This is a genomic window from Halomonas sp. BN3-1 (genome assembly GCF_003056325.1).
GTDB lineage: Bacteria > Pseudomonadota > Gammaproteobacteria > Pseudomonadales > Halomonadaceae > Halomonas > Halomonas litopenaei.
Genome location: NZ_PYVV01000012.1, coordinates 35,777 through 57,926 on the forward strand (window position 1 = coordinate 35,777; position 22,150 = coordinate 57,926).

Sequence of the window (22,150 nt, forward strand, 5' to 3'; positions counted from 1 at the left end):
AAAATCCCTATGAGGCTCCGGCCCGGAGACCCGCGCGTCCAGCGTCTGGCGCCTCGATCAATACCCCGGATAGAGGATGCCGATCGGCACCATCATGACTCTAACAGAACTCCGCTATATCGTAACCTTGGCTCAGGAGCGCCACTTTGGCCGCGCCGCCGAGCGCTGTTTCGTCTCCCAGCCGACCCTCTCGGTGGCGGTGAAGAAGCTGGAAGAGGAGCTGGAGGTTGCCCTGTTCGAGCGCTCCAAGTCCACGGTACAGGTCACACCCCTCGGCGAAAAGATCGTCGAACAGGCCCAGCGCGTACTGGAGCAAAGCAGCGCCATCAAGGAACTGGCCACCGCCGGCCGGGACCAGTTGGCAAGCCCCTTGCGTATCGGTGCGATCTATACCATCGGGCCCTATCTGTTCCCGCACCTGATCCCGGAGCTGACCCGCGGCGCGCCCCAGATGCCGCTGTACATCGAGGAAGGCTTTACCGGCGGGCTGCGCCGCAAGCTCAGAAATGGCGAGCTCGACGCCATCATCGTGGCGCTGCCGTTCACCGAGACCGACGTCGTCACCAAGCCGCTCTACAAGGAAGACTTCGAGGTGCTGCTGCCGGCGGAGCATCCCTGGGCCGAGCGCGAGACCATCGCCAAGGAAGACCTTCTCGATGAACGCCTGCTGTTGCTGGGCGAAGGCCACTGCTTCCGCGACCAGATCCTCGAGGCCTGCCCGGCGATCAGCCACAAGCTCAACAGCCCCAACAATACCCTCACCGCCGAAGGCGGATCGCTCGAGACCATCCGCCATATGGTGGCCTCGGGACTCGGCATCACGGTGCTGCCACGCTCGGCCATCGGCACCAGCCACTACGAGAGCGGCATGCTGATCAGCCGTCCCTTCACGGATCCCCCCGGACGTACCGTGGCGATCGCCTGGCGCGCCAGCTTTCCCCGGCCCAAGGCCATCGATGCGGTGACCGAAGCCATCGCGCGCTGCCGCGCCGCCGAATCGGAGACTCCGTGAGCGGGCTGGCGGACCCGGTCACGACGCTCAAGGGGGTCGGCGAGGCGCTGGCCCTGAAGCTGGCCCGGCTCAAGGTGGAGCGAATCGAGGACCTGCTGTTTCACCTGCCGTTGCGCTACCAGGACCGCACCCGGATCACCCCCATCGCCACCCTGCGGGGGGGACACGAGGCGGTGGTCGAGGGTGAGGTATCCGCCGCCGACGTGGTCCGCGGTCGCCGCCGCAGCCTGCTGGTACGACTGCGTGACGGCAGCGGCATCCTCAGCCTGCGCTTCTTCCACTTCTCGCCGGCGCAGCAGCAGCAGTTTCGTCCCGGCGTGCGGGTACGCGCCTTTGGCGAGGCCCGCGCCGGCGCGACCGGTCTGGAGATCTACCACCCGGAATATCGTCTGATCGGTGGCAGTGAACCGCCGGTGGAAGACCACCTGACACCGATCTACCCCACCACCGAGGGGCTTGCCCAGGCACGTCTGCGGGCGCTGATCGATCAGGCCATGACGCTGCTCGAAGAGACCCCCGAGGCGCTGCCGGACTACCTGCCGGAAAACCTGCGTCAGCGCTTCGGCCTGGCCTCGCTGCACGATAGCCTCGCCACCCTGCACCATCCGCCCCCCGACAGCGACGTCGAGGCGCTAAGCGACGGGCATCACCCGGCCACCCGGCGATTGGCCATGGAAGAGCTGCTGGCCCACCAGTTGAGCCTGCGCGAGGTGCGCCTGCGCATTCAGTCGGACGGCGCGCCGGAGCTGCCCAGCGGTCGCAGCCTGAAGACTCGCTTTCTGGCCCAGCTGCCGTTTTCGTTGACCGGCGCCCAGCGTCGCGTGCTCGACGAGATCGGAGCCGACCTGGCCAGGCCCGCGCCAATGCTGCGTCTGGTCCAGGGCGACGTCGGTTCGGGCAAGACCGTGGTGGCGGCGATGGCGGCACTGACGGCCATCGCCGGCGGCTGCCAGGCCGCCATCATGGCCCCCACCGAACTGCTGGCCGAGCAGCACTACCGCGCCTTCCGCGACTGGTTTGCGCCGCTGGACATCGACGTGGCCTGGCTGTCGGGCAAGCTCAAGGGCAAGGCGCGCCTGGACACCAAGGCCGCCATCGCCGACGGTCGAGCGCGCATGATCGTCGGCACCCACGCCATCTTCCAGGATGATGTGGTGTTCTCTCGTCTGGGCCTGGCGATCATCGACGAACAGCACCGTTTTGGCGTGCATCAGCGTCTGGCGCTACGCGAGAAGGGCGAACAGGGCGGGCTGACGCCCCACCAGCTGGTGATGACCGCCACCCCGATTCCTCGCACCCTGGCGATGAGCGCCTACGCCGACCTGGACGTCTCGGTGATCGATGAGCTGCCGCCCGGGCGTACCCCGGTGACCACCGCTGTGGTGCCGGACGAACGCCGGCCCGAGGTGATTCAGCGCATCCGCTCGGCCTGCGACGAGGGCCGCCAGGCCTACTGGGTCTGCACCCTGATCGAGGAGTCCGAGGCGATGACCTGCCAGGCAGCCGAGGTGACCCACGAGGAGCTGACCGAGGCTCTGCCGGGCCTGGCCGTCGGCCTGGTCCACGGGCGCATGAAGGCGGCCGAGAAGGCCGAGACGATGGCCGCCTTCAAGAGCGGCGAGCTGGACCTGCTGGTTGCCACTACGGTCATCGAGGTCGGTGTCGACGTGCCCAACGCCAGCCTGATGATCATCGAGAACCCCGAACGTCTGGGGCTATCGCAGCTGCATCAGCTGCGTGGCCGGGTGGGGCGCGGCAGTACCGAGAGCTACTGCGTGCTGCTCTACCATCCGCCGCTGTCGGAGTCCTCCAAACAGCGCCTGTCGGTCATGCGCGAGACCACCGACGGCTTCCGCATCGCCGAGCGGGACCTCGAGATTCGTGGCCCCGGAGAGGTGCTGGGCACCCGCCAGACGGGGCTGGCCCAGATGAAGATCGCCGACCTGGAGCGTGATGCCGACCTGTTGCCGCGCATCACTCCACTGGCCGATGCCCTGCTCGAGCAGGCAGCGGAGGCCAGCAGGCCACTGATCAGGCGCTGGCTGGGCGAGGAAGCCGGCCGCTATGGCCAGGTGTGAACCGGGTGTGGGCCAGGTGTGGGCCGGGTATGAATCAGGTGTGCCTCACAGGTGCTTGAGCAGACGCTGCAGCCGATCAAGATCCTGGGCGTCGCCCACCAGTCGCAGCTGGCCGGCCATCATGGCATCGAGGAAGGTGCGCTGGGAGGGGCGCCGGAGTACCTTGATCGCGGTCTGACTGTCCTGGAAGCGTAGTTCCAGATCGAGATCCACCGGCAGTCCGCGCTGACTCTCGATCCCCGTGGGACGCATGCGATAGTGGCGCGCGATGGACAGATCTTCGGTGGCGATGCCCCAGTCGAGCCCACCCCGGTCTTGCAGACGTTCGCAGAATCGCGCCTTGCGCTTGAAGGCCCGCTTGAGCATGACGCCCAGCAGCCACAGCATCAGTCTCAGGGTCATGTTGCCTCACCGGTCGACGGGTAGGCGCGGCCCGCTACCGGGCCGCGATATCGATCCACCGCCTGGAGGACAGGCGGTGGTAGTCGTCACCTCAGCGGGCGACTGCGTCCTTGAGCCCCTTGCCGGGCTTGAAGGCGACTGTCTTGCTGGCGGGAATCTTCAGCGGCTGGCCCGTCTGAGGGTTCTTGCCGGTGCGGGCGGCACGCTCGCGCACGGTGAAGGTGCCGAAGCCGATCAACGACACGTCCTGGCCGGAAGACACGCTACCGGTGATTTCGTCGAGGATGACGTTCAACACCTGGCTGGCCTTGTCCTTGGATAGATCGGCACGCTCGGCAATCGCCGCGGCGAGTTCTGGCTTGCGCATACAGCCCTCCTGGTTTGGCTTGATACTCCGGTGCCGTGACACCGGCATCATTGTTATGGAAACACTGTCCGAGTGTCCACACGGGCAGTCCCCGGCCCTGCGCCGTGACAACAGGATCGTTGACCACGACGATGAACATCACGGTGCGCTCAGCGCTTCCTGACTGTCTTTCGACTAGCGAGAGCCACCGCCGACGGGACCTTGCCTCTTCCATCGGTACGAAACCGGCGATACGACACCGGCCAGCCACACGTCGTGGCGGTCGTCCCCGATAGAATTGCCCTGCCTCGGTGGCACCTTCAACGACGGCTGTATCGCGTACAACCCGCGCCGTTGACGAACCTAGCCTAGCAACGGCGGTGCCGCCCGCGCCAGTTCGACTTTCCGACGAACGCATTTTCCCGTCAACGCAAAGCCCTGCAGACGCCCTTCGTCATCCTCGGCCAGGGCGCTGATATCCTCGCCGTCGGCCTCGATTCGCCAATGCACCTTGTCGGTCATCGGCGGCAGCGCCACCACCGGCAGCAGCGGCGTCTTGACCAGCACCGGCCAGGGCCCGTAGCGCACCTGGGTGGGACGACCACACAGGGTCGCAGCCAGCGCCTTGGCCGAAGCCTGCAGCGGCTGCACGTACATGGCATTGACACCGTCCACCGAGGCCACATCACCCAGCGCATGAACACGAGGATCGGAGCTTTTAAGATAGCGGTCGACGGCGATGGCATCATTATCTGTCGCGATACCGGCCTCTCGCGCCAGCCGAGAGCGCGGCTTCAGACCGGTGGCCACCAGCACCATATCCGCCTCCAGCTCATGGCCGTCGTCGAGGTGCACACCGATGTCACCACCGGCACCTTCGAGCCTGCTCACCAGACGGCCATGGATGACGTCGATGCCGGCCTCGATGAAGGCCTGGCTCAGGGTCTGACCCAGCCGCCGGGGCAGCAACCTGGGCAGCAACGAGGGTTCAGGGCCGACCAGGCAGACGCGATGACCACCGGCGTGCAGATCGTTGGCAAATTCACAGCCGACCAGTCCGAGGCCGACGATGGCCACCCGAGCCGGGCGCCCCAGCGCCTCGAGGCCTGCCGAAAAACGCCGATAGTCGTCGAGATCATTGATCGAGAACACCCGTCCGGCCAGGGCATCGGGAATCTCGAAGGGCGCCACGGGGCTGGCACCGGTGGCAATCACCAGATCCGACCAGGGCAGGCGTTCCTGGCCCAGGCTCAGGGTGCGCGACGCCAGATCGATGGCATCGACCCTGGTGTGGGGACGTACCACCGCGCCCAGTTGATCGGCCAGTTCCAGCGCCGAGCGCGCGGCCAGCCGGTCCGCCGCCAGGCCCTTGGCGAAGCCGGTGGACAGCAGCGGTTTGGAATAGTCATCGCCTGAGTCGGCGCTGATCAGGGTGATCGGTCGGTGGGCGTCCAGCGCCCGCACCTGGCGTGCCAGGCCTATGCCCGCCATGCCGGTACCGATGATGGTCAAGGGTCCTTGCATCGCTTCCTTCGACTCTGCCGACGACCGCCGGGCGGTCGCTGTTGAAGCTGGGCCGGCCCGTACGGGGCCACACCAGCGGGTGAGTGCTGGGCCACATGGTACACTATGCGCCGACCGACCGGAGCACCGCCTCCGGTGACGACAGCCCTGCCGAGGCCGCATGACACAGCTTCCTTCCACATTCCGCTCCCTGGGGGAGCGCTCGGGGTCCGGACCGGGTAATCCCGCGCCAGCCACAGCCTCTTCGCCGAATGCCGACGCGGCCGATATCGTCGACCCCGGCTGGGTGTCGCTGGCCTCCGGTGGCATCGCGGTGCCCGCTGACTGGCACGCCTGGCTGGCCTCGCGGGACTCCCTGACAGAACGCCTGATCGAGGCGGCAGGCGCCGGGCACTTTCGCGTACGCCTGCTGGCGGAGGCCAAGGGCCTGCCGTGGCCGGACGAGGCTCGCGTGCTGGGTCTGGCCAGCGACGAGCAGGCCTGGCTGCGCGAGGTCGCCCTGTGCGTGGACGAGGAGCCCTGGGTGGTGGCGCGCAGCGTGGCGCCGATCGTCGAGCGTCACGACGCTCCCTTCGAAGGCCTCGGCGAGACCTCTCTCGGCAGCTGGCTGTTTCGCCAGCCCGATCTCGAGCGCAGCGCCATTCAGATCGGCCGTAACTCGAGGCCGATCCACGGCTATACCGGGCTATGGCAACGCCGCTCGGTATTTCGTCACAGCGGCTGGGTGCTGCTGGTGCAGGAGAGCTTTATGCCGGCCATGGGCCGGGCGTTGTCGCTGTCGGCCTCTGCCACCGGCTGACTAGCTGTCGCTCACCGGCCGTCACCCCGCCATCGCCCTTCCGTCGCCACCTTCGGAGCGAGCCGCCTGGCTGGTCATGGCGGTCGGCTCGCGCTAGGCTGCGCCAAGGCTTCTCGGCGATGTTTCTCCGAGGAGCGACTGTTGCCCGGCTAACGCCTCATTTTCGCCTGACCTGCGCCAGAGCATGAGAGAGACCGATGGATCGTTCGCTGCTGCGTCCCCCTGGATACCTGAACCGAATTCCCGACTTTCTGGCGCTGATGCGTCTGGACCGCCCCATCGGTACCTGGCTGTTGATGTGGCCGACCCTGTGGGCGCTGTGGGTGGCCTCCGAGGGCATTCCGGCCCGTGACACCCTGCTGATCTTCGTCGCCGGCGTCTACCTGATGCGGGCGGCGGGCTGCGTGGTCAACGACTACGCCGATCGCCACTTCGATGGCCACGTCAAACGCACCAAGAACCGACCGCTGGCCACCGGCCGCATCAGTGAGCGGGAGGCCAAGGTGCTGTTCGTGTGCCTGCTGGGATCGGCCTTCGCGCTGGTCTGGCTGACCAACGGCTTTACCGTGTGGCTGTCGTTGATCGGAGCGGTGCTGGCCGCCAGCTATCCCTTCATGAAACGCTACACCCACTTCCCCCAGGTGGTGCTGGGCGCAGCCTTCTCCTGGGCCATTCCGATGGCCTTCGGCGCGGTGCTCGGCGAAGTCCCGATGGTCGCCTGGCTGCTGTTTACCGCCAACGTGCTGTGGACCGTGGCCTACGACACCGAATACGCCATGGTCGACCGCGACGACGACCTCAAGATCGGCATCAAGTCCACCGCGGTACTGTTCGGCCGCTGGGACACCCGCATCATTGCGCTATTGCAGCTGGCTACCCTGGGGCTGCTGGCCTGGGCCGGCAGCCTGCTGGCGCTGGGCGGCTTCTTCTGGCTCGGCTGGCTGGCCATGGGCGCGACCTTTGTCCACCAGCAGCGGCTGATCAAGAGCCGTGACCGCGACCGTTGCTTCCAGGCCTTTCTCAACAACCACTGGTCGGGCCTATTGCTGTTCGCCGGACTCGGACTGAGCCTCTATCCCTCCCTCGGGTGAGGGAAATGCCCGTCTCGGTCGCTCGACAATGGATACAATGTCATCTAATTGTCACATTGACGTGGTGTCATTTGTCACCGTCGAGTGTAAGACCCTGACCAAGAGGCTCCCGGGATGACCGCCAAGACCGTACTGATCGTCGATGACGAAGCCCCGATCCGCGAAATGATCGCGGTGGCGCTGGAAATGGCCGACTACCGGGTGCTCGAGGCGGACAATGCTCAGGCCGCCCACGCCATCATCGTCGATGACCAGCCAGACCTGCTGCTGCTGGACTGGATGATGCCGGGCACCAGCGGCATCGAACTGGCCCGCCGGCTCAAGCGCGAGGAAACCACCGCAGAGCTGCCGATCATCCTGCTCACCGCCAAGGGTGAGGAGGACAACAAGATCCAGGGCCTCGAAGCCGGCGCCGACGACTACATCACCAAGCCATTCTCGCCGCGAGAACTGGTGGCCCGCCTCAAGGCCGTGCTGCGACGCGCCACTCCGCGGGGCGTCGAGGACCCGGTGGAGGTGGAAGGCCTCAAGCTCGACCCGGTCAGCCATCGCGTCAGCGTCGACGGCAAGTCACTGGACATGGGCCCCACCGAATATCGCCTGCTGCAGTTCTTCATGACCCACCAGGAGCGCGCCTACACCCGTGGCCAGTTGCTCGATCAGGTCTGGGGTGGCAACGTCTACGTGGAAGAACGTACCGTCGACGTGCATATCCGCCGCCTGCGCAAGGCCCTGGGGGAACCCCATCAGCAACTGATCCAGACCGTACGCGGTACCGGTTATCGCTTTTCGGCCAAGGTCTGAGCGAGCCATCGACGCAACGCAGCACCAGGAGGGATGAGGTGAACGGAGCCGAGAACTGACGTGGGTCGTCTGTGGAGACGAGAAGTCTGGCGCCTGGCCGTGCTGGTGGGTCTCGGCGCCTTGCTGGGCTGGCCGTTCTCGCTGTCCAGCGTAGGCATCGGCCTGGGCCTGGCGCTTGGGCTCAGCTATCACCTGCGCAACCTGCACGCGATGCACGACTGGCTGACCCACCGCCCCCAGCAGGAACCTCCCACCGCCAGTGGCCTGTGGGGCGAGCTGTTCGATCGCCTCTATCGCTACCAGAAAGGCCAGCGGATCACTCAGCGCCGCCTGCGCTCGACCCTCCAGCGTATCCAGGAGTCGTCCGAGGCGATGCGCGACAGCGTGGTGATGCTCGATCGCCACGGCGACCTGGAGTGGTGGAACAGCTCCGCCGAGCGCATGCTCGGCCTGAAGCCGGCGCTGGACCGCGGCCAGCACATCACCAACCTGCTGCGCGACCCGCGCTTCGTCGGCTACTTCAATGCCCGTGACTACCGCGAACCGCTGAGCCTGCCCTCCCCCATCGACGAGAACATGATCCTGCAGTTCCAGATCACCCTGTACGGTGACGATGAACGCCTGGTCATGGCCCGCGATATCACCCGTCTGCATCGCCTGGAACAGATGCGCCGCGACTTCGTCGCCAACGTCTCCCACGAGCTGCGCACGCCGTTGACCGTGCTCACCGGCTACCTGGAGACCTACAGCGACATGGCCGGCATGCTGCCGGAGCGCCTGGGCAAGGGGGTCGCCCAGATGCAGAGCCAGACGCGCCGCATGCAGAATCTGGTCAACGACCTGCTGCTGCTGTCACGACTCGAGAACGACCAGGGCGGCAGCGACCACGTTCGCCTCGACCCCACCACCCTGCTGCAGGCGGTAAAGCGCGACGCCGAGGCATTGTCAGGCGGCCGCCAGCAGATCGAGGTGGTCGTCGAAGAATCGCGCAGTCTCACCGGCAGCGAGAAGGAGATGCACAGCGCGGTCTCCAACCTGGCCTTCAATGCGGTGCGCTACGCCGGTGACGGCGCCCATATCACGCTACGCTGGCGTGCCTACGGCGAAGGCGCCTGCCTTGAGGTGGAAGACGACGGCGAAGGCATCGATCCGAGGCACCTGCCACGCCTTACCGAACGCTTCTACCGGGTCGACAAGGGCCGCAGCACCGCCACCGGCGGTACCGGCCTGGGGCTTGCCATCGTCAAGCATGTGCTGCTGCGCCACGAGGCACGCCTGGATATCGACTCCCGACTCGGCGAGGGCGCAACCTTCCGCTGCATCTTTCCCTCGAGCCGGCTGGCAGCGGCCGACCCGGTGGCGCTCGGCCGCGCCGGCGCTGTGCACTAGGGCTTGTCTGAAAAGTGCCTGCGCTCGGTAATACGGCGTCAAAATCGGATCAAAATGCTCATTTACACCCCGTAAACTGCGCTTTCTCACCGATTTTTGCCTTGTCTAACCTTCGCTCGTCGACTTTTCGGACAGCGCCTAGGCCCCGCCAGAACGAACCGAGCGTGCTCCCATCAGCTCCTGGGCCCCAGCAGGATGACCGCGGCACCCACCAGACACAGCGCGCCCCCGATCAGGTCCCAGCGATCCGGCAGGCGCTGCTCGACCCACCACAGCCAGCCCAGTGACGCCACGATGTAGACGCCCCCGTAAGCGGCAAAGGCACGCCCGGCGTAGTCGGCATCGATCTGACTGAGCAGCCAGGCGAAGGCCACCAGACTCGCCACCGCAGGTAACAACCACCATGCCGAGGCGTCATCTCGCCACCAGCGCCACACCGCAAAGCAACCGGCGATCTCGGCCAGCGCCGCCGCGATATAGAGCAAAAGACTAGGCAACAGCGCCGTCATGGCCACTCCCTGCTTTCCCCTTTTAACGCCTCACCATTATCGGCAGCGCCGACAGTGCTGCTCAACGCCGTACAACCATCGACAACAGCGCCGACAATGCTGCTCAACGCCTTACAACCAACAACAGCGCCGATAGCGGTACTCAAACTGCTGCTCAACGCCTTACCACCGGCAACTGCCGATAGTGCTGATCCCACATCAGCACCGCGCCGGCCACGGCCCCGGGGATCAGAAACAGGTTGGCCAGCGGGATCCAGGTGATCAAGGTCACCAGGCCACCGAAGCTGAGACTCGGCCACCAGCGCGCCGACAGGCGCTTGCGCATATCGGCGAAGCTGACCTTGTTGTTATCCATCGGGTAGTCGAGGTAGGTGATCGCCATGACCCAGGCGCTGAAGGCCGCCCACAACAGCGGCGCGATCAGGTTGACCACCGGAATCCAGCTCAGGATAAACAGCCCGATCATGCGCGGCAGGATATAGGCCAGCTTCAACAGCTCCCTGCCCAGGGCGTCGAGACCGGTCTTGAGCCAGCCCCGGTCGTCGATGGGCTCGCGGCCGGTCAGCTCGACCTCGGCCCGGGCCGCCAGGAAGCCGTAGAAGGGGGCGGCGATCAGGTGGGTAACCAGGGTAAAGCTGAAGAACACGATCAGCACGAGGCTGACCACAAACAACGGCCAGATCAGCCAGTCGAGCCATTCCAGCCAGCTCGGCACCATGGCCATCCAGCTATCGAGCCAGCCACCGAACTCACCGAGCACGTAGCTGAGCATGCCGGCGTAGACCAGCAGGTTGACCAGAATGGGAAGAAACACATAACGACGCAGGCCCTGGCTATAGACCAGGCGGGTTCCGCGGCGGACCGCCTCGAGGGCATTCAGCATGACATCGATCCTTGGCAGTGGCTGAAGATGACAGTGCCCCAACGACATCGGGCCATCGTCTCGACGATGGCCCGATGCTCAGAGTGCAGGCAACGACCCTGACGGGGCCGGCCTATTGACGCCGCTCAGGGCGTCGAGGTCAAGACGTGCTGCTGTCGTCGAGCAGTTCCTGGTTGAGGTCGTCAGGGGCGATGTGACGGATATCCAGGCCCTTGACCAGATAGATGACGTACTCGGCCAGGTTGTTGGCGTGATCGCCGACACGCTCCAGCGCGCGCAGAATCCACATGATGCCCAGTACCGGAGAGATCGAACGCGCATCCTCCATCATGAAGGTCATCAGCGAGCGCATGGCGCTCTGGTACTCGCTGTCGACCCGCTCGTCTTCCTGCACCACCTGCATCGCCAGCTCGGTGTCGAAACGCGCGAAGGAGGTCAGGGCGTCACGCATCATGTGACGCACGTGCTCGCTGATATTGCGCACCTCGACGAAGCCGCGGGTGCCGTTGTTGCCGTCGACCAGTTCGATGGCGTTGCGCGCGATCTTGCTGGCTTCGTCTCCGATACGCTCGAGATCCGACGCCGCACGAATCACCGCCAGTACCAGTCGCAGGTCCGAGGCCGCCGGCTGACGGCGTGCCAGCACGCGGGTGCACTCATCGTCGATCTTGACCTGCATGTCATTGACCGCACGGTCGTTGTCGACCACACGAGAGGCCAGTGCAGAGTCGGCGTCGAGCAACGAACTGACGGCATCCTGCACCTGCTTTTCCACCAGGCCACCCATGGCCATCAGGTGGGTCTTGAGTTCCTCGAGCTCATGATTGAACTGCCTCGAGATGTGCTGGCTGTGGGTATCGCTGGTGATATCCATGAAGGTCTCCTGAAGAAGCATGGGACGGGACGCTAGCCCACCATGCGTCCAGTGATGTAGTTTTCGGTGCGCCTCAGGCGCGGATGCGTGAACAGGGTGTCGGTCGGGCCGTACTCCACCAGCTCACCGTTGTGCAAAAACGCCGTATAGTCCGACACCCGCGCCGCCTGCTGCATGTTGTGGGTCACCAGCACCAGGGTCAGATGCGGCTTGAGTGTGCGAATCAGCTCCTCGATCTTCAGCGTCGAGATCGGATCCAGGGCCGAGGCCGGCTCGTCGAGCAACAGCACCTCGGGTTCCACCGCCAGGGTCCGGGCGATGACCAGACGCTGCTGCTGGCCTCCCGAGAGCGACCAGGCCGACGCCCGTAGACGCCCCTTGACCTCGTCCCACAGCGCCGCCGACTTCAGTGCCCATTCGACCACATCGTCGATGCGGCGCTTGCTCAAGCCTCCCTGCAGACGCAGGCCAAAGGCGACGTTGTCGTAGATAGACATGGGGAAGGGGTTCGGTGCCTGAAACACCATGCCCACCCGACGCCTGAGCTCGGCCACCGCCACCCTGGGGTCATGGATATCGTGGCCGTCCAGATGAATCTGGCCGTGACGACTGACGTCCTCATTAAGGTCGTGCAGACGATTCAAGGCGCGCAACAGCGTCGACTTGCCGCAGCCCGACGGCCCGATAAAGGCCGTGACCCGATGGCGTGGAATGCGCAGGGTCAGATCCTTGAGCGCCGTCTTGCCGCCATAGGCCAGGGTCAAACCCTGGATATCCAGGCAGGTATCGGCCGCGGAAAACTCCATGACCGCCCCGCGTCGATTTCCCAGTCTTGCCTGGGCCAGCTGACGCTTGGGCAGCTCGCCATCGATGGACATTGCCTCTCCCTGCATCATCGGCGCACCGGGGCACCATGACGCTTACGCAAATAGTGACGCATGAATATTGCAGTCAGGTTAAGCACCAGAATCACCGTGACCAGCAATAGCGCTGTGGCATACACCAGCGGCATCGCCGCCTGGACATCGCTGGAGTGAAAGGCCGCGTCATAGATGTGATACCCCAGGTGCATGAACTTCCTTTCAAGGTGGAGGAAGGGGAACTCCCCGTCCAGCGGCACCTGCGGCGCCAGCTTGGCGACCCCGACCAGCATCAGCGGCGCCACCTCGCCGGCGGCCCGGGCCACCGCCAGGATCAGGCCGGTCAGCATCGCCGGCGTGGCCATCGGCAGCACCACCCGCGTCAAGGTCTCGAAGCGCGTGGCCCCAAGCGCCAGGGCGCCTTCACGCTGGTGCAGCGGGATCCGCGACAGACCTTCTTCGGTGGCCACGATCACCACCGGCAAGGTCAACAGCGCCAGGGTCAGCGAGGCCCACAGCAGTCCGCCGGTGCCGAAGGTCGGCGAGGGCAGCGTCGATTCGAAGAACCAGCGATCGATGCTGCCGCCGATGCCATAGACGAAGACCCCCAGGCCGAACACGCCGTAGACGATGGACGGCACCCCGGCCAGATTGCGCACGCCGATCCGGACCAGTCGGGTCAATCGCCCCTGGTGGGCGACCTCATTGAGGTAGACCGCCGCCAGCACCCCAAAGGGCGTTACCAGAATCGACATCAACAGCACCATCAGGATGGTGCCGAAGATCGCCGGCCAGACGCCACCAGCGGTATTGGCGTCGCGTGGCCCCTGGGACAGAAACTGCCACAGCTCCCGCACCCAGTGGCCGAGTTTTTCATGCCAGGCCATGGCGTTGGGGCGCCAGGCCTCGAGTATCTCGGCAAGGGCTTGTTCCTGACGACGCCCCTGACCATTCTCGAGCACCACCAGGTCACCCTGCATGCGCTGCTGAAGCTCACTGGCCCGGCGCTGCAGGTCGGCCAGACGTCGATCCTCCGAGCGGTGGCCATCCTGGTCTTCCATGCTGCGGATCAGCGGTAATATCTCGTCGTGGGTCAGACGCCGACGTTCGTCGCGCAGGGCATTGATCTCCTTCAGCCGGGACTCGAGCACCGTCCAGGCATCCGGACCGGTCAAGCGCTGATCACCTGACTGCAAGGCCACCAGACGCCCCAGAAAGGTGCCCCAGTGGCGCCGCTCCAGCACCACCAGATCCTCCGGCGTGGTGTCTTCGGTGATCTGGTCATTGGCGAGCCACCGCCAGATGCCACCGCCGTCATCACGATTGGCGGTCAGATAGCGCCGCTCCAGCCCCTGCCCGGAGGGTAGTTCGCGGGTCGCCAGGGGAACCCCTATCACCGTCTCACCGCTCTTCAGGGTCAACTGGTGGACCGTCGCTGGCCAGAAATTGGACAGGCCCTTGACGCTCAACAGCACCAGCAAGGCCCCCAGCATGATCAGCGACAGCGCCACCGAGGCCGCTGCCAACCAGGCCCAGGGGCCCTCTCGAGTGCGCCGCTTGCCGGGCATGCCCACCGCGGTGTGGCCGGGAATCTTCATGCGTCCCCCTTACGCCGGGTAAAACGACGCTTCAGGCGGGCACGCACCACCTCGGCCAGGGTGTTGACCAGAAAGGTGAAGGCAAACAGGGCCAGCGCCGCCAGCAGCAGCAGCCGATAGTGGCTGCCCCCGGGTGCGGCTTCCGGCAGTTCGATGGCGATGCTCGAGGCCAGCGACCTCAAGCCATCCAGCGGGCTCGCCGTCATCAGCGCGCTGTTGCCGCTGGCCATCAGCACGATCATGGTCTCGCCCACGGCGCGCCCGGCGCCGATCATGATCGCCGAAAAGACACCGGGCAGCGCCACCGGCAGCATCACCCGGGTGAGCGTCTGCCAGCGGGTCGCACCCATGGCCTGGGCGCCTTCGGCCAACTCCCGAGGCACATCGCTCAGCGCATCCTCGGCAAGCGCGTAGATGCCGGGAATCACGGCAAAACCCATGGCCAGCCCGACGATCAAGGCGTTGCGTGCCTGCACGTCGAGCCCCCAGGACTCCTCGACCCACAGGCGCAGGTCGCCATCGAACCACCATCCTTCCCACATCGGCGCCACGCTCATCGCCAGCCACACCAGCAGCAACAGGCAGGGTATCAACCACAGGGCCGCCCAGCGTAACGTCAGGGCAGCCTTCAGCCGATCGGGCAGCCACCGGTAGCCCAACGCCAGCAGCACCACCGCCGCGGGCAGCACCACCACAATCGACAGCGACTGCGCCAGGTGACGTTCGACCCAGGGCCCCAGCGCCAGACCGGCGATAAACCCCAGCACCACGCTGGGCATCGCCTCCATCAGCTCCAGCGTCGGCTTGAGCCGTGCGCGCAGGCCGGGAGACATGTACAGGCTGGAGTGCGCCGCAGCACCCAGGGCCAGGGGAATCGCCACCACCAACGCCCAGGCGGCCGCTTCCAGGGTGCCCCACAACAGCGGGGCCAGGCTCGCCTGGGGCACCGCGGCGTCATCCAGCCGATGGGGCAGCCAGCGATATTCGGGCTCGCCGCTCACGTCTGGCGATGACCACAGCGCCTCCAGCGGAAAGCTTGCGCCATCCGGCCAGAACAGCGGCAGCACCTCGACCAGCAGAAATACCGCAATGGCGACCACCGCCAACAGCACGCCAACCCCTCCGGCCGTGATCAGCATGGTCGCCAGGCGGTCACGTCGCTGTCTCGTCTGGTGCAGTGAGGTTATCGGAGAAGGGTCAGACATTGATCTTGGGCCATCGGTATATAGCGAAAGATTACGACAACTTCATGACACCCAGATGACAACCCGACCGGGGCCTGGCATCTCTCAAGGCCCGTCCCGTGGCAGTTCAGCCAGCCCCAGGGCATGTCGCTGAGCGGCCAGCACAGACGGCGGCAGCGCCACGAAACCAAGCTCCTTGACCACCCGCTGGCCCGAGGGTGACAGCACCATGTCGAGAAAGGCCCGTTCGACGTCGGGAAGCTCGCCCTCGGGGGGGCGATTGACGTAGATCAACAGGTCCCGTGACAACGGATAGCCGCCGCTTCGCAGCGATTGTCGGCGCGGAAGAATCCCGTCTTCGGCGTTGCCGATCGCTACCGCCTTGACGTCCGCATTCAAGTGATTCAGGCCGGCGTAACCGATGCCTGCGGGATCGTCACCGACGGCGGCCACTACGGCGGCAGAGCCTGCCGACACCATGACCGATACCTTGAATTCGCCGTCACACAGGGCGCGGCGACGAAACAATCCATGGGTGCCGGAGACAGCGTTGCGGCCATACAGGTGAATGGTGCCCCCCGGGCGCTCGAGCCCCAGCTGCTGCCAGCGCTCGATGCTCTCGCTGGCACCGCACGCGAGGGTGTCGGAAAAGATCGCATCGAGCTCTGCTCGAGACAGTCGAGACAAGGGGTTGTGGCGATTGACCACCACCACCAGGGCATCCTTGCCGACCACCACCGGTGTTGGCGCGTAGCCATGGCGCTCGATAAAGGCCGCGGACTCGTCCTCCTGCATGGGTCTGGACATGGGGCCCAGCAGGGTGGTGCCGGCGATCAGGGCAGGCGGTGCACTGGCCGAACCAGCCACCTGAAGCTGCAGCCTGACCCCCGGTCGCTGTTCTTCGAACTGCTCGCCCCATCGCAGCATCAACTCCGCCATGGTATCCGAGCCTATCGCATCGAGAGAGCCGGCCACGTCATGGGCGGCAACCTTGGCCGATACCAGCATGGCGGAAAGCACCAGGCCCGAGACAAGCCTCGACAGCGACTTCGACAGAGTGATCGGCCCCCGGCTGGGAGCCAACAGCGTGCGCTTGAGCGCACCTATGCAACGCGACAACCTAGACATGCGCTCCCCTGGGCGTTTCATGACACCAACGGTAGAGAAAGACTGACCCGGGTGGGTACCATGACGACACAACAACATCCACGACCAGGCGCCGCCCACCATGATGACAGAACTCGATGACGTTCCCGTGCCAAAGGGACAGCTGACGCTCCAGCTGGCCGCGACACGACAGCATACCAATGCCCACGGCGATATCCCGGCAGGTTGGCTGGTGGGCCTGATGGATCAGGCCGCGGAATGGACCGCCAGCCGCGAGGCGATGGGACGTACCGCCACCGTCGCCATCGAAGGCATGGACTTTCTGTGCCCGGTACGAGTCGGCTCGCTGGTCTGCGTCTACACCGAGGTGCGCGATATCGGCCACAGTTCCATCAAGATCGACGTGGAGGTCTGGATCCGGTCCCTCCAGGACGCCGAAGACGCCGACCTGCACAAGGTCACCGAGGCCCGCCATGTGATGGTGGCACTGGATGACAACGGTCGCATACGCGGCGTCCGATCCGACGCCTGAGCGAGGCCTTCGAGAGAGACCAGTGAAAGAGAGGCGCGCCCGTGGCGCGCCTGGTTTTCCGTCGCTAGCCTTCATCACCTCGCCAGGCCCGTCACCGCCGGGACTGCGCCACCACTTTTGAGCCTTGCCTGGCGTCAGGACTCGCCTTGGCCAAGCACGCTATCGCGGGCCTTCAGGTAGGCGAACTCACCGACGTCAGAGAACTTGCGTACCTGGCTCTGGAAATTGCGATAGGACTCGTAGATCCGCGCCGACGCCTCGTCGTTGTCGACCTGCTTCTGCAGCACCTGCTGCGAGGAGTCATGCAGGGCCGCCAGTACTTCCTCCGGAAACGAGCGCAGCTTGACGCCATGCTCGTTGACCAAGGCGTCCAGGGCCTCGGCGTTGCGGAAAGCAAATTCGCTGATCATGGCCAGGTTGGAGGCCTTGGCGGCTTCGTTGACCACCGCCTTGAGGTCATCGGGCAGCGCATTCCAGGCATCCAGGTTGACCGTGCCTTCCAGCACCGCGCTGGGTTCATTCCAGGCCGAGGTGTAGTAGTAGTCAGCCACCTGATGCAGACCAAAGGCCAGATCATTGTAGGGCCCCACCCAGTCGGCGGCATCGAGCACGCCGGTCTGCAGGGAGGTGAAGATCTCGCTACCCGGAATGGTCAGGGTGGTCACGCCGATCCCGGCCATCGCCTCGCCGGCGAGCCCTGGCAGACGCAGCTTGAGGCCCTGCATATCCTCAAGCGAGTTGATTTCTTTCTTGAACCAGCCAGCCATCTGGGTGCCGGTGTTACCCACCGCGAAAGGCTTGAGGTTGTGGTCGGCGTAGAGCTCGTCCCACAGCTCCTGGCCGCCGCCGTAGTACAGCCAGGCGTTGGTCTCGGTGGTGGTCATGCCGAAGGGCACGGCGGTAAAGAACTGAGAAGCCGCGACCTTGCCCCGCCAGTAGTAGGAAGCGGAGTGGCCCATCTCGGCGGTTCCCTGGGACACGGCGTCAAAGACCTCCATCGGCGGTACCATCTCGCCGGCACCATGGACCCTGACCTTCATGCGTCCGCCGGACATCCGCTCGATGCGCTCTGCCAGATCGTTGGCTCCGGTGCCGAGGGCCGGAAAGTTCTTGGGCCAGGACGTCACCATGTTCCAGGTGATGGTTTCCTGTGCGCTGGCGGTATTGACGAAGGGGGCGGCGGCCACGCCGGCGGCGCCGAGGCCGGCTGTCCTGAGGAAGGAACGACGTTCCATGGGGCGAGCTCCTGAAGCTTGTAGTGTCGACGCCGGGAGCGCAGGGAGCCGCGCTGAAGCGCCATTCCCCGCGCTCGGCGTGGTGTCCGCCAAGCAGTATGCGGCAAAGCGAAATTCGCCTGCAAGCCACCACCACGCAGGTCGGCCCGGCGATGGCCGGGCCGGTTTCCTGCGTCTTGCTCAACTCACCTCAGGTCGCCTGCTCGCCCACCGGTCGAGCGCTTCCGATCAGGCGGTAGACAAGCGCACCCAGCACACCACCGATCAGCGGCGCCACCCAGAATAACCACAGCTGCGCCAGCGCCCAGTCACCCACGAACACCGCCACCGCCGTGCTGCGCGCCGGATTGACCGAGGTGTTGGTCACCGGGATGCTGATCAGATGGATCAGTGTCAGACACAGGCCTATCGCGATCGGTGCCAGCGTGGCGGCCGACCGCGAATCGGTGGCACCGAGGATCACCACCAGAAACATCGCCGTCATCACCACCTCGGTAATCAGCGCCGCGGTCAAGCTGTAACCTCCGGGAGAATGCTCACCGAAGCCGTTGGCGGCAAAGCCGCCGGACAGGTCAAATCCGGCCTGGCCGGAGGCCACCAGGTAGACCACCCCTGCCGCCGCCACGCCGCCGGCCACCTGCGCGATCACGTAGCCTGGCAGCTGAGACACGGGAAAGCGTCCCGCAGCGCAGAGCCCCAGTGACACCGCGGGGTTCAGGTGACAGCCAGAAATGTGGCCGATGGCAAAGGCCATGGTCAGCACGGTCAGGCCAAAGGCCAGGGAGACCCCGAGCAGGCCGATACCGACGTCGGGGAAGGCCGCCGCCAGTACCGCACTCCCGCACCCTCCCAGTACCAGCCAGAAGGTCCCGAAAAACTCCGCTCCCAACTTGTTCATGCCTGCTTCTCCTTCTTCAATGCGAGCGCCAGCTCTCGCAACCTTGCCCGGCCCATGCCATTCGTCGCAGACGAGAGGGAGCCGGGGCGAGTTTGCCTGTCACAGCGGCGCGACGCTGTCCTGATTTCGTCGGCCGACGACTTTGAGCAAGCAATGAATGGTGAAAACAGAGTTAAATAACTTCGCGTTGGAAAAACAATTACCTCGAATGGCAGACTCCGGCATCGGCAAAAAACATCACCTTAGTACAATAATTTTTTATAAAACACTCGTATGGGGAAAAAAAACCCCCTTTTCTGCCCATTTAATTTGTTTTACCACTCCACGCAATAAAATTAAATCGGCAAAGAAAATCAATCACATAACAAAAAACGAAAAGTATTCACCATCAACCTCCCTACACTTCGTTTATCTTCAGCAACATTGGAGATTTAGCAAATGAGCGAGGCATCGCCATCTCGAAAAACCAGTTATGGTTCGTCTGATATGCTTCTTAGTATTTCATAATAGTTACGGCAAACTACTACTCCTGAATGGCAATAGTTCCGCCAAGGATGCCTGCCACGACCTTTCCGACGAATAAAGAAAGGACGTCACGCCGTTCGAACCGACCCGACACGGCATGACTGAGGCATCCATCTGTTGATACGTTGATCAGGCCAGAGGACTGCGATCAGCCCTCCTCCAACGTTGCCTGAGGGGCACCGGCGAACGCCGGTGCCTCGCCGACAGGGCGAGAACCCCGTTACAGCGCTTCCAGCTTGGCGAAGCCCAGCACCAGCCACTTGTCGCCGTGGCCTTCGAAGCTGACCTGGACACGGGCCCGCTCGCCCTCTCCTTCGGCGTTGAGGATGACCCCCTCCCCGAATACCGGATGGCGCACCCGCTGGCCCAGCGACAAGGCAGGTAGATCGCCGCTCGCCTCCACGGTCGTCTGGGCGAAGCGCGACGGCGCTGGCCGGGCGCTGACCGGACGTGACACCTGGCCACGCAGACGCACTTCCTCGAGCAGTGACTCCGGCAGCTCACGCAGAAAGCGTGACGGGCGCTGAAAGGTCTCCTTGCCGTGCATGCGCCGGATCTCGGCGTGGGTGAGGTAGAGCTTCTGCATGGCGCGCGTGACCCCGACGTAGCAGAGCCTGCGCTCCTCCTCCAGGCGCCCGGGTTCTTCCAGCGACATGCGGTGGGGAAACAGGCCTTCCTCGACCCCGGCCACGAACACGATGGGAAATTCGAGTCCCTTGGCCGAGTGCAGCGTCATCAACTGGACGCTGTCCTCGAATTCGTCGGCCTCGTGCTCGCCGGCGTTGAGGGCAGCTTCGGCCAGAAAGGCTTCCAGCGCGGCCATGCCCTCCCCGGCTTCGACGTTGTCCAGCGTCTCACCCTGGGTGAAGGCACGGGCGGCGTTGATCAGCTCTTCCAGGTTCTCGACCCGGGCCTGCCCCTTTTCACCCTTCTCGCTCAGATGATGGTCGATCAGTCCACTGCGCTGATTCACGTGGGCGATGATCTCGTGAAGCGCCATCCCCGAGGTGTCGTTGTCGAGGCCTTCGATCAAATTGGCAAAGGCACCCACGGCGTTGGCCGCACGCCCCTTGAGCGAGCCTTCGGCCAGGGTGTCGTGGATCGCCTGCCACAGCGACACTTCGGTACGACGGGCACGATCGCGCAGTCCCTCCACGGTGCGGGTACCGATACCGCGGGCAGGGACATTGATCACCCGCTCCAGCGAGGCATCGTCGTCGCGGTTGAGCAGCAGCCGCAGGTAGGCCAGGGCGTTCTTGATCTCGAGGCGCTCGTAGAAGCGCTGGCCCCCGTAGATGCGGTAGGGCATGCCCTGGCGGATCAGGGTCTCCTCGATGACGCGGGACTGGGCGTTGGAGCGATAGAGGATGGCCACCTCCTGGCGCTTGAACCCCTCGTCGACCTTTTCCTTGATGGTGTCGACGATGAAGCGCGCCTCCTCCATGTCGTTGAAACCGGCGTAGACCGAAATCGGTTCGCCACGACTGCCGGCGGTCCACAGCTCCTTGCCCATGCGATCCGAGTTCTGCTTGATCAGGGCGTTGGCGGCGTCGAGGATGGCGCTGGTGGAGCGATAATTCTGCTCCAGGCGCACCGTTTTGGTGTCGCTGAACTCCTGCTCGAAGCGACGAATGTTCTCCACCCGCGCCCCGCGCCAGCCGTAGATCGACTGGTCGTCATCGCCGACCACCGTCATCGGCGTGCGCTGTCCGGTCAACAGCTTCAGCCAGGCATACTGCAGGGTGTTGGTATCCTGGAACTCGTCGACCAGTACGTGGGCGAAGCGCTCCTGATAGTGGGCCAGCAGAGCAGGATTGTCGCGCAACAGCTCGAGGCTCCTGAGCAGTAGCTCGCCAAAGTCGACCAGGCCGCCACGTTCGCAGGTCAGCTGGTAGACGTCATACAGCGCCACCATCTGCTCCACGTAGGCGTCACCGTTGATCCGGACCTGGTGAGGACGCAATCCCTCCTCTTTGCAGCCGCTGATAAACGACTGCACCTGACGGGGCGGAAAACGCTCGTCATCGATCTTGTTGTCCTTCAACAGGCGCTTGATCAGACGTAGCTGATCATCGGAGTCGATGATCTGGAAGTGCTGGGGCAGACGAGCGTCCTGCCAGTGGGTACGCAGCAGGCGGTGGGCAATGGAGTGAAAGGTACCCACCCAGACGTGGCGCAGCGAGATCCCCAGCAACGCCTCCAGGCGAGTGCGCATCTCCCTGGCGGCCTTGTTGGTGAAGGTCACCGCCAGCACCGCGTAGGGCGAGAGACCTTCTGCCTGCATCAGCCAGGCGATGCGATGGACCAGCACGCGGGTCTTGCCGGAACCGGCGCCGGCGAGCACCAGCATATTGCCCTGGGGAGCGCAGACCGCCTCATGCTGCGCCGCATTGAGGCCGTCGATGATCGCCGTGACGTCGTCCATGGAGAAGGCACCGCTCGAGATCGAAAATGGGCGCCCAGTCTATCACAGCGATGCTGGATAAATGGACAGGCAGGG

At 64.8% G+C, this 22,150-nt stretch carries 20 protein-coding genes; 7 read left to right on the forward strand and 13 right to left on the reverse strand.

Annotated features, from left to right (window positions below; genetic code table 11):
- Nucleotides 1-94: 94 nt before the first annotated feature.
- Complete coding sequence (locus tag C9F12_RS16220; RefSeq protein ID WP_108132191.1) at nucleotides 95-1,012, forward strand: hydrogen peroxide-inducible genes activator; 918 nt, start codon at nucleotides 95-97, stop codon at nucleotides 1,010-1,012.
- Nucleotides 1,009-3,090 carry an ATP-dependent DNA helicase RecG gene (gene recG / locus C9F12_RS16225; protein ID WP_045991654.1) on the forward strand — a complete coding sequence of 694 codons (2,082 nt, stop codon included), beginning with the start codon at nucleotides 1,009-1,011 and terminating at the stop codon, nucleotides 3,088-3,090. The genes C9F12_RS16220 and recG overlap by 4 nt, the downstream gene beginning before the upstream one ends.
- Before the next feature lie 45 nt (nucleotides 3,091-3,135).
- Here recG and C9F12_RS16230 read toward each other — a convergent pair whose 3' ends face one another.
- From C9F12_RS16230 to C9F12_RS16240, 3 genes are all read right to left on the reverse strand, one after another.
- A complete protein-coding gene (locus C9F12_RS16230; RefSeq protein ID WP_108449562.1) occupies nucleotides 3,136-3,492 on the reverse strand; it encodes a hypothetical protein in 357 nt (118 codons plus the stop codon).
- Nucleotides 3,493-3,583: 91 nt separating this feature from the next.
- Entirely contained in the window at nucleotides 3,584-3,859 is a 276-nt protein-coding gene (locus C9F12_RS16235; protein WP_045991652.1) for an HU family DNA-binding protein, read from the reverse strand.
- Nucleotides 3,860-4,201: 342 nt separating this feature from the next.
- A complete protein-coding gene (locus C9F12_RS16240) occupies nucleotides 4,202-5,362 on the reverse strand; it encodes an FAD-dependent oxidoreductase (RefSeq protein WP_045991651.1) in 1,161 nt (386 codons plus the stop codon).
- Nucleotides 5,363-5,522: 160 nt separating this feature from the next.
- On the opposite strand from C9F12_RS16240, the gene C9F12_RS16245 reads away from it, so the two are divergent.
- From C9F12_RS16245 to phoR, 4 genes are all read left to right on the forward strand, one after another.
- Nucleotides 5,523-6,161 carry a chorismate lyase gene (locus tag C9F12_RS16245; protein ID WP_108449563.1) on the forward strand — a complete coding sequence of 213 codons (639 nt, stop codon included), beginning with the start codon at nucleotides 5,523-5,525 and terminating at the stop codon, nucleotides 6,159-6,161.
- A gap of 197 nt (nucleotides 6,162-6,358) precedes the next feature.
- On the forward strand, nucleotides 6,359-7,252 hold the full coding sequence (gene ubiA / locus C9F12_RS16250) for a 4-hydroxybenzoate octaprenyltransferase (protein ID WP_045991650.1): 894 nt from the start codon (nucleotides 6,359-6,361) through the stop codon (nucleotides 7,250-7,252).
- 114 nt (nucleotides 7,253-7,366) lie between these two features.
- Nucleotides 7,367-8,056 (forward strand): phosphate regulon transcriptional regulator PhoB, encoded by a 690-nt coding sequence (gene phoB, locus C9F12_RS16255; protein WP_045991649.1) that lies wholly within the window; start codon nucleotides 7,367-7,369, stop codon nucleotides 8,054-8,056.
- Between the two features lie 60 nt (nucleotides 8,057-8,116).
- A complete protein-coding gene (gene phoR, locus C9F12_RS16260) occupies nucleotides 8,117-9,445 on the forward strand; it encodes a phosphate regulon sensor histidine kinase PhoR (protein WP_045991648.1) in 1,329 nt (442 codons plus the stop codon).
- Between the two features lie 173 nt (nucleotides 9,446-9,618).
- Here the strand turns inward: phoR and C9F12_RS16265 are convergent, their stop codons facing one another.
- From C9F12_RS16265 to C9F12_RS16295, 7 genes are all read right to left on the reverse strand, one after another.
- Nucleotides 9,619-9,954: a YnfA family protein gene (locus C9F12_RS16265; protein ID WP_205254714.1), complete on the reverse strand. Its 336-nt coding sequence runs from the start codon at nucleotides 9,952-9,954 to the stop codon at nucleotides 9,619-9,621.
- 154 nt (nucleotides 9,955-10,108) lie between these two features.
- Nucleotides 10,109-10,837, reverse strand: coding sequence for a sulfate transporter CysZ (cysZ, locus tag C9F12_RS16270; RefSeq protein WP_108449564.1), 729 nt, complete (start codon nucleotides 10,835-10,837; stop codon nucleotides 10,109-10,111).
- 139 nt (nucleotides 10,838-10,976) lie between these two features.
- Complete coding sequence (phoU, locus tag C9F12_RS16275; RefSeq protein WP_108131973.1) at nucleotides 10,977-11,711, reverse strand: phosphate signaling complex protein PhoU; 735 nt, start codon at nucleotides 11,709-11,711, stop codon at nucleotides 10,977-10,979.
- Nucleotides 11,712-11,743: 32 nt separating this feature from the next.
- Entirely contained in the window at nucleotides 11,744-12,517 is a 774-nt protein-coding gene (gene pstB / locus C9F12_RS16280) for a phosphate ABC transporter ATP-binding protein PstB (protein ID WP_045994491.1), read from the reverse strand.
- A gap of 86 nt (nucleotides 12,518-12,603) precedes the next feature.
- Nucleotides 12,604-14,169 (reverse strand): phosphate ABC transporter permease PstA, encoded by a 1,566-nt coding sequence (pstA, locus tag C9F12_RS16285; RefSeq protein ID WP_240184278.1) that lies wholly within the window; start codon nucleotides 14,167-14,169, stop codon nucleotides 12,604-12,606.
- Nucleotides 14,166-15,308: an ABC transporter permease subunit gene (locus C9F12_RS16290; RefSeq protein WP_231498563.1), complete on the reverse strand. Its 1,143-nt coding sequence runs from the start codon at nucleotides 15,306-15,308 to the stop codon at nucleotides 14,166-14,168. Before C9F12_RS16290 ends, pstA begins: the two co-directional genes overlap by 4 nt.
- A gap of 150 nt (nucleotides 15,309-15,458) precedes the next feature.
- Nucleotides 15,459-16,481 carry a phosphate ABC transporter substrate-binding protein gene (locus C9F12_RS16295; RefSeq protein ID WP_240184279.1) on the reverse strand — a complete coding sequence of 341 codons (1,023 nt, stop codon included), beginning with the start codon at nucleotides 16,479-16,481 and terminating at the stop codon, nucleotides 15,459-15,461.
- 103 nt (nucleotides 16,482-16,584) lie between these two features.
- On the opposite strand from C9F12_RS16295, the gene C9F12_RS16300 reads away from it, so the two are divergent.
- Nucleotides 16,585-16,992, forward strand: coding sequence for a hotdog domain-containing protein (locus tag C9F12_RS16300; protein WP_083970605.1), 408 nt, complete (start codon nucleotides 16,585-16,587; stop codon nucleotides 16,990-16,992).
- 134 nt (nucleotides 16,993-17,126) lie between these two features.
- On the opposite strand, the gene C9F12_RS16305 is transcribed toward C9F12_RS16300, so the two are convergent.
- From C9F12_RS16305 to uvrD, 3 genes are all read right to left on the reverse strand, one after another.
- Entirely contained in the window at nucleotides 17,127-18,227 is a 1,101-nt protein-coding gene (locus C9F12_RS16305) for a TRAP transporter substrate-binding protein (RefSeq protein ID WP_108449565.1), read from the reverse strand.
- A 190-nt stretch (nucleotides 18,228-18,417) separates the two neighbouring features.
- Nucleotides 18,418-19,125 (reverse strand): aquaporin Z, encoded by a 708-nt coding sequence (aqpZ, locus tag C9F12_RS16310; protein ID WP_108449566.1) that lies wholly within the window; start codon nucleotides 19,123-19,125, stop codon nucleotides 18,418-18,420.
- 745 nt (nucleotides 19,126-19,870) lie between these two features.
- Nucleotides 19,871-22,075 (reverse strand): DNA helicase II, encoded by a 2,205-nt coding sequence (uvrD, locus tag C9F12_RS16315; RefSeq protein ID WP_108449567.1) that lies wholly within the window; start codon nucleotides 22,073-22,075, stop codon nucleotides 19,871-19,873.
- Between the last annotated feature and the right edge of the window lie 75 nt (nucleotides 22,076-22,150).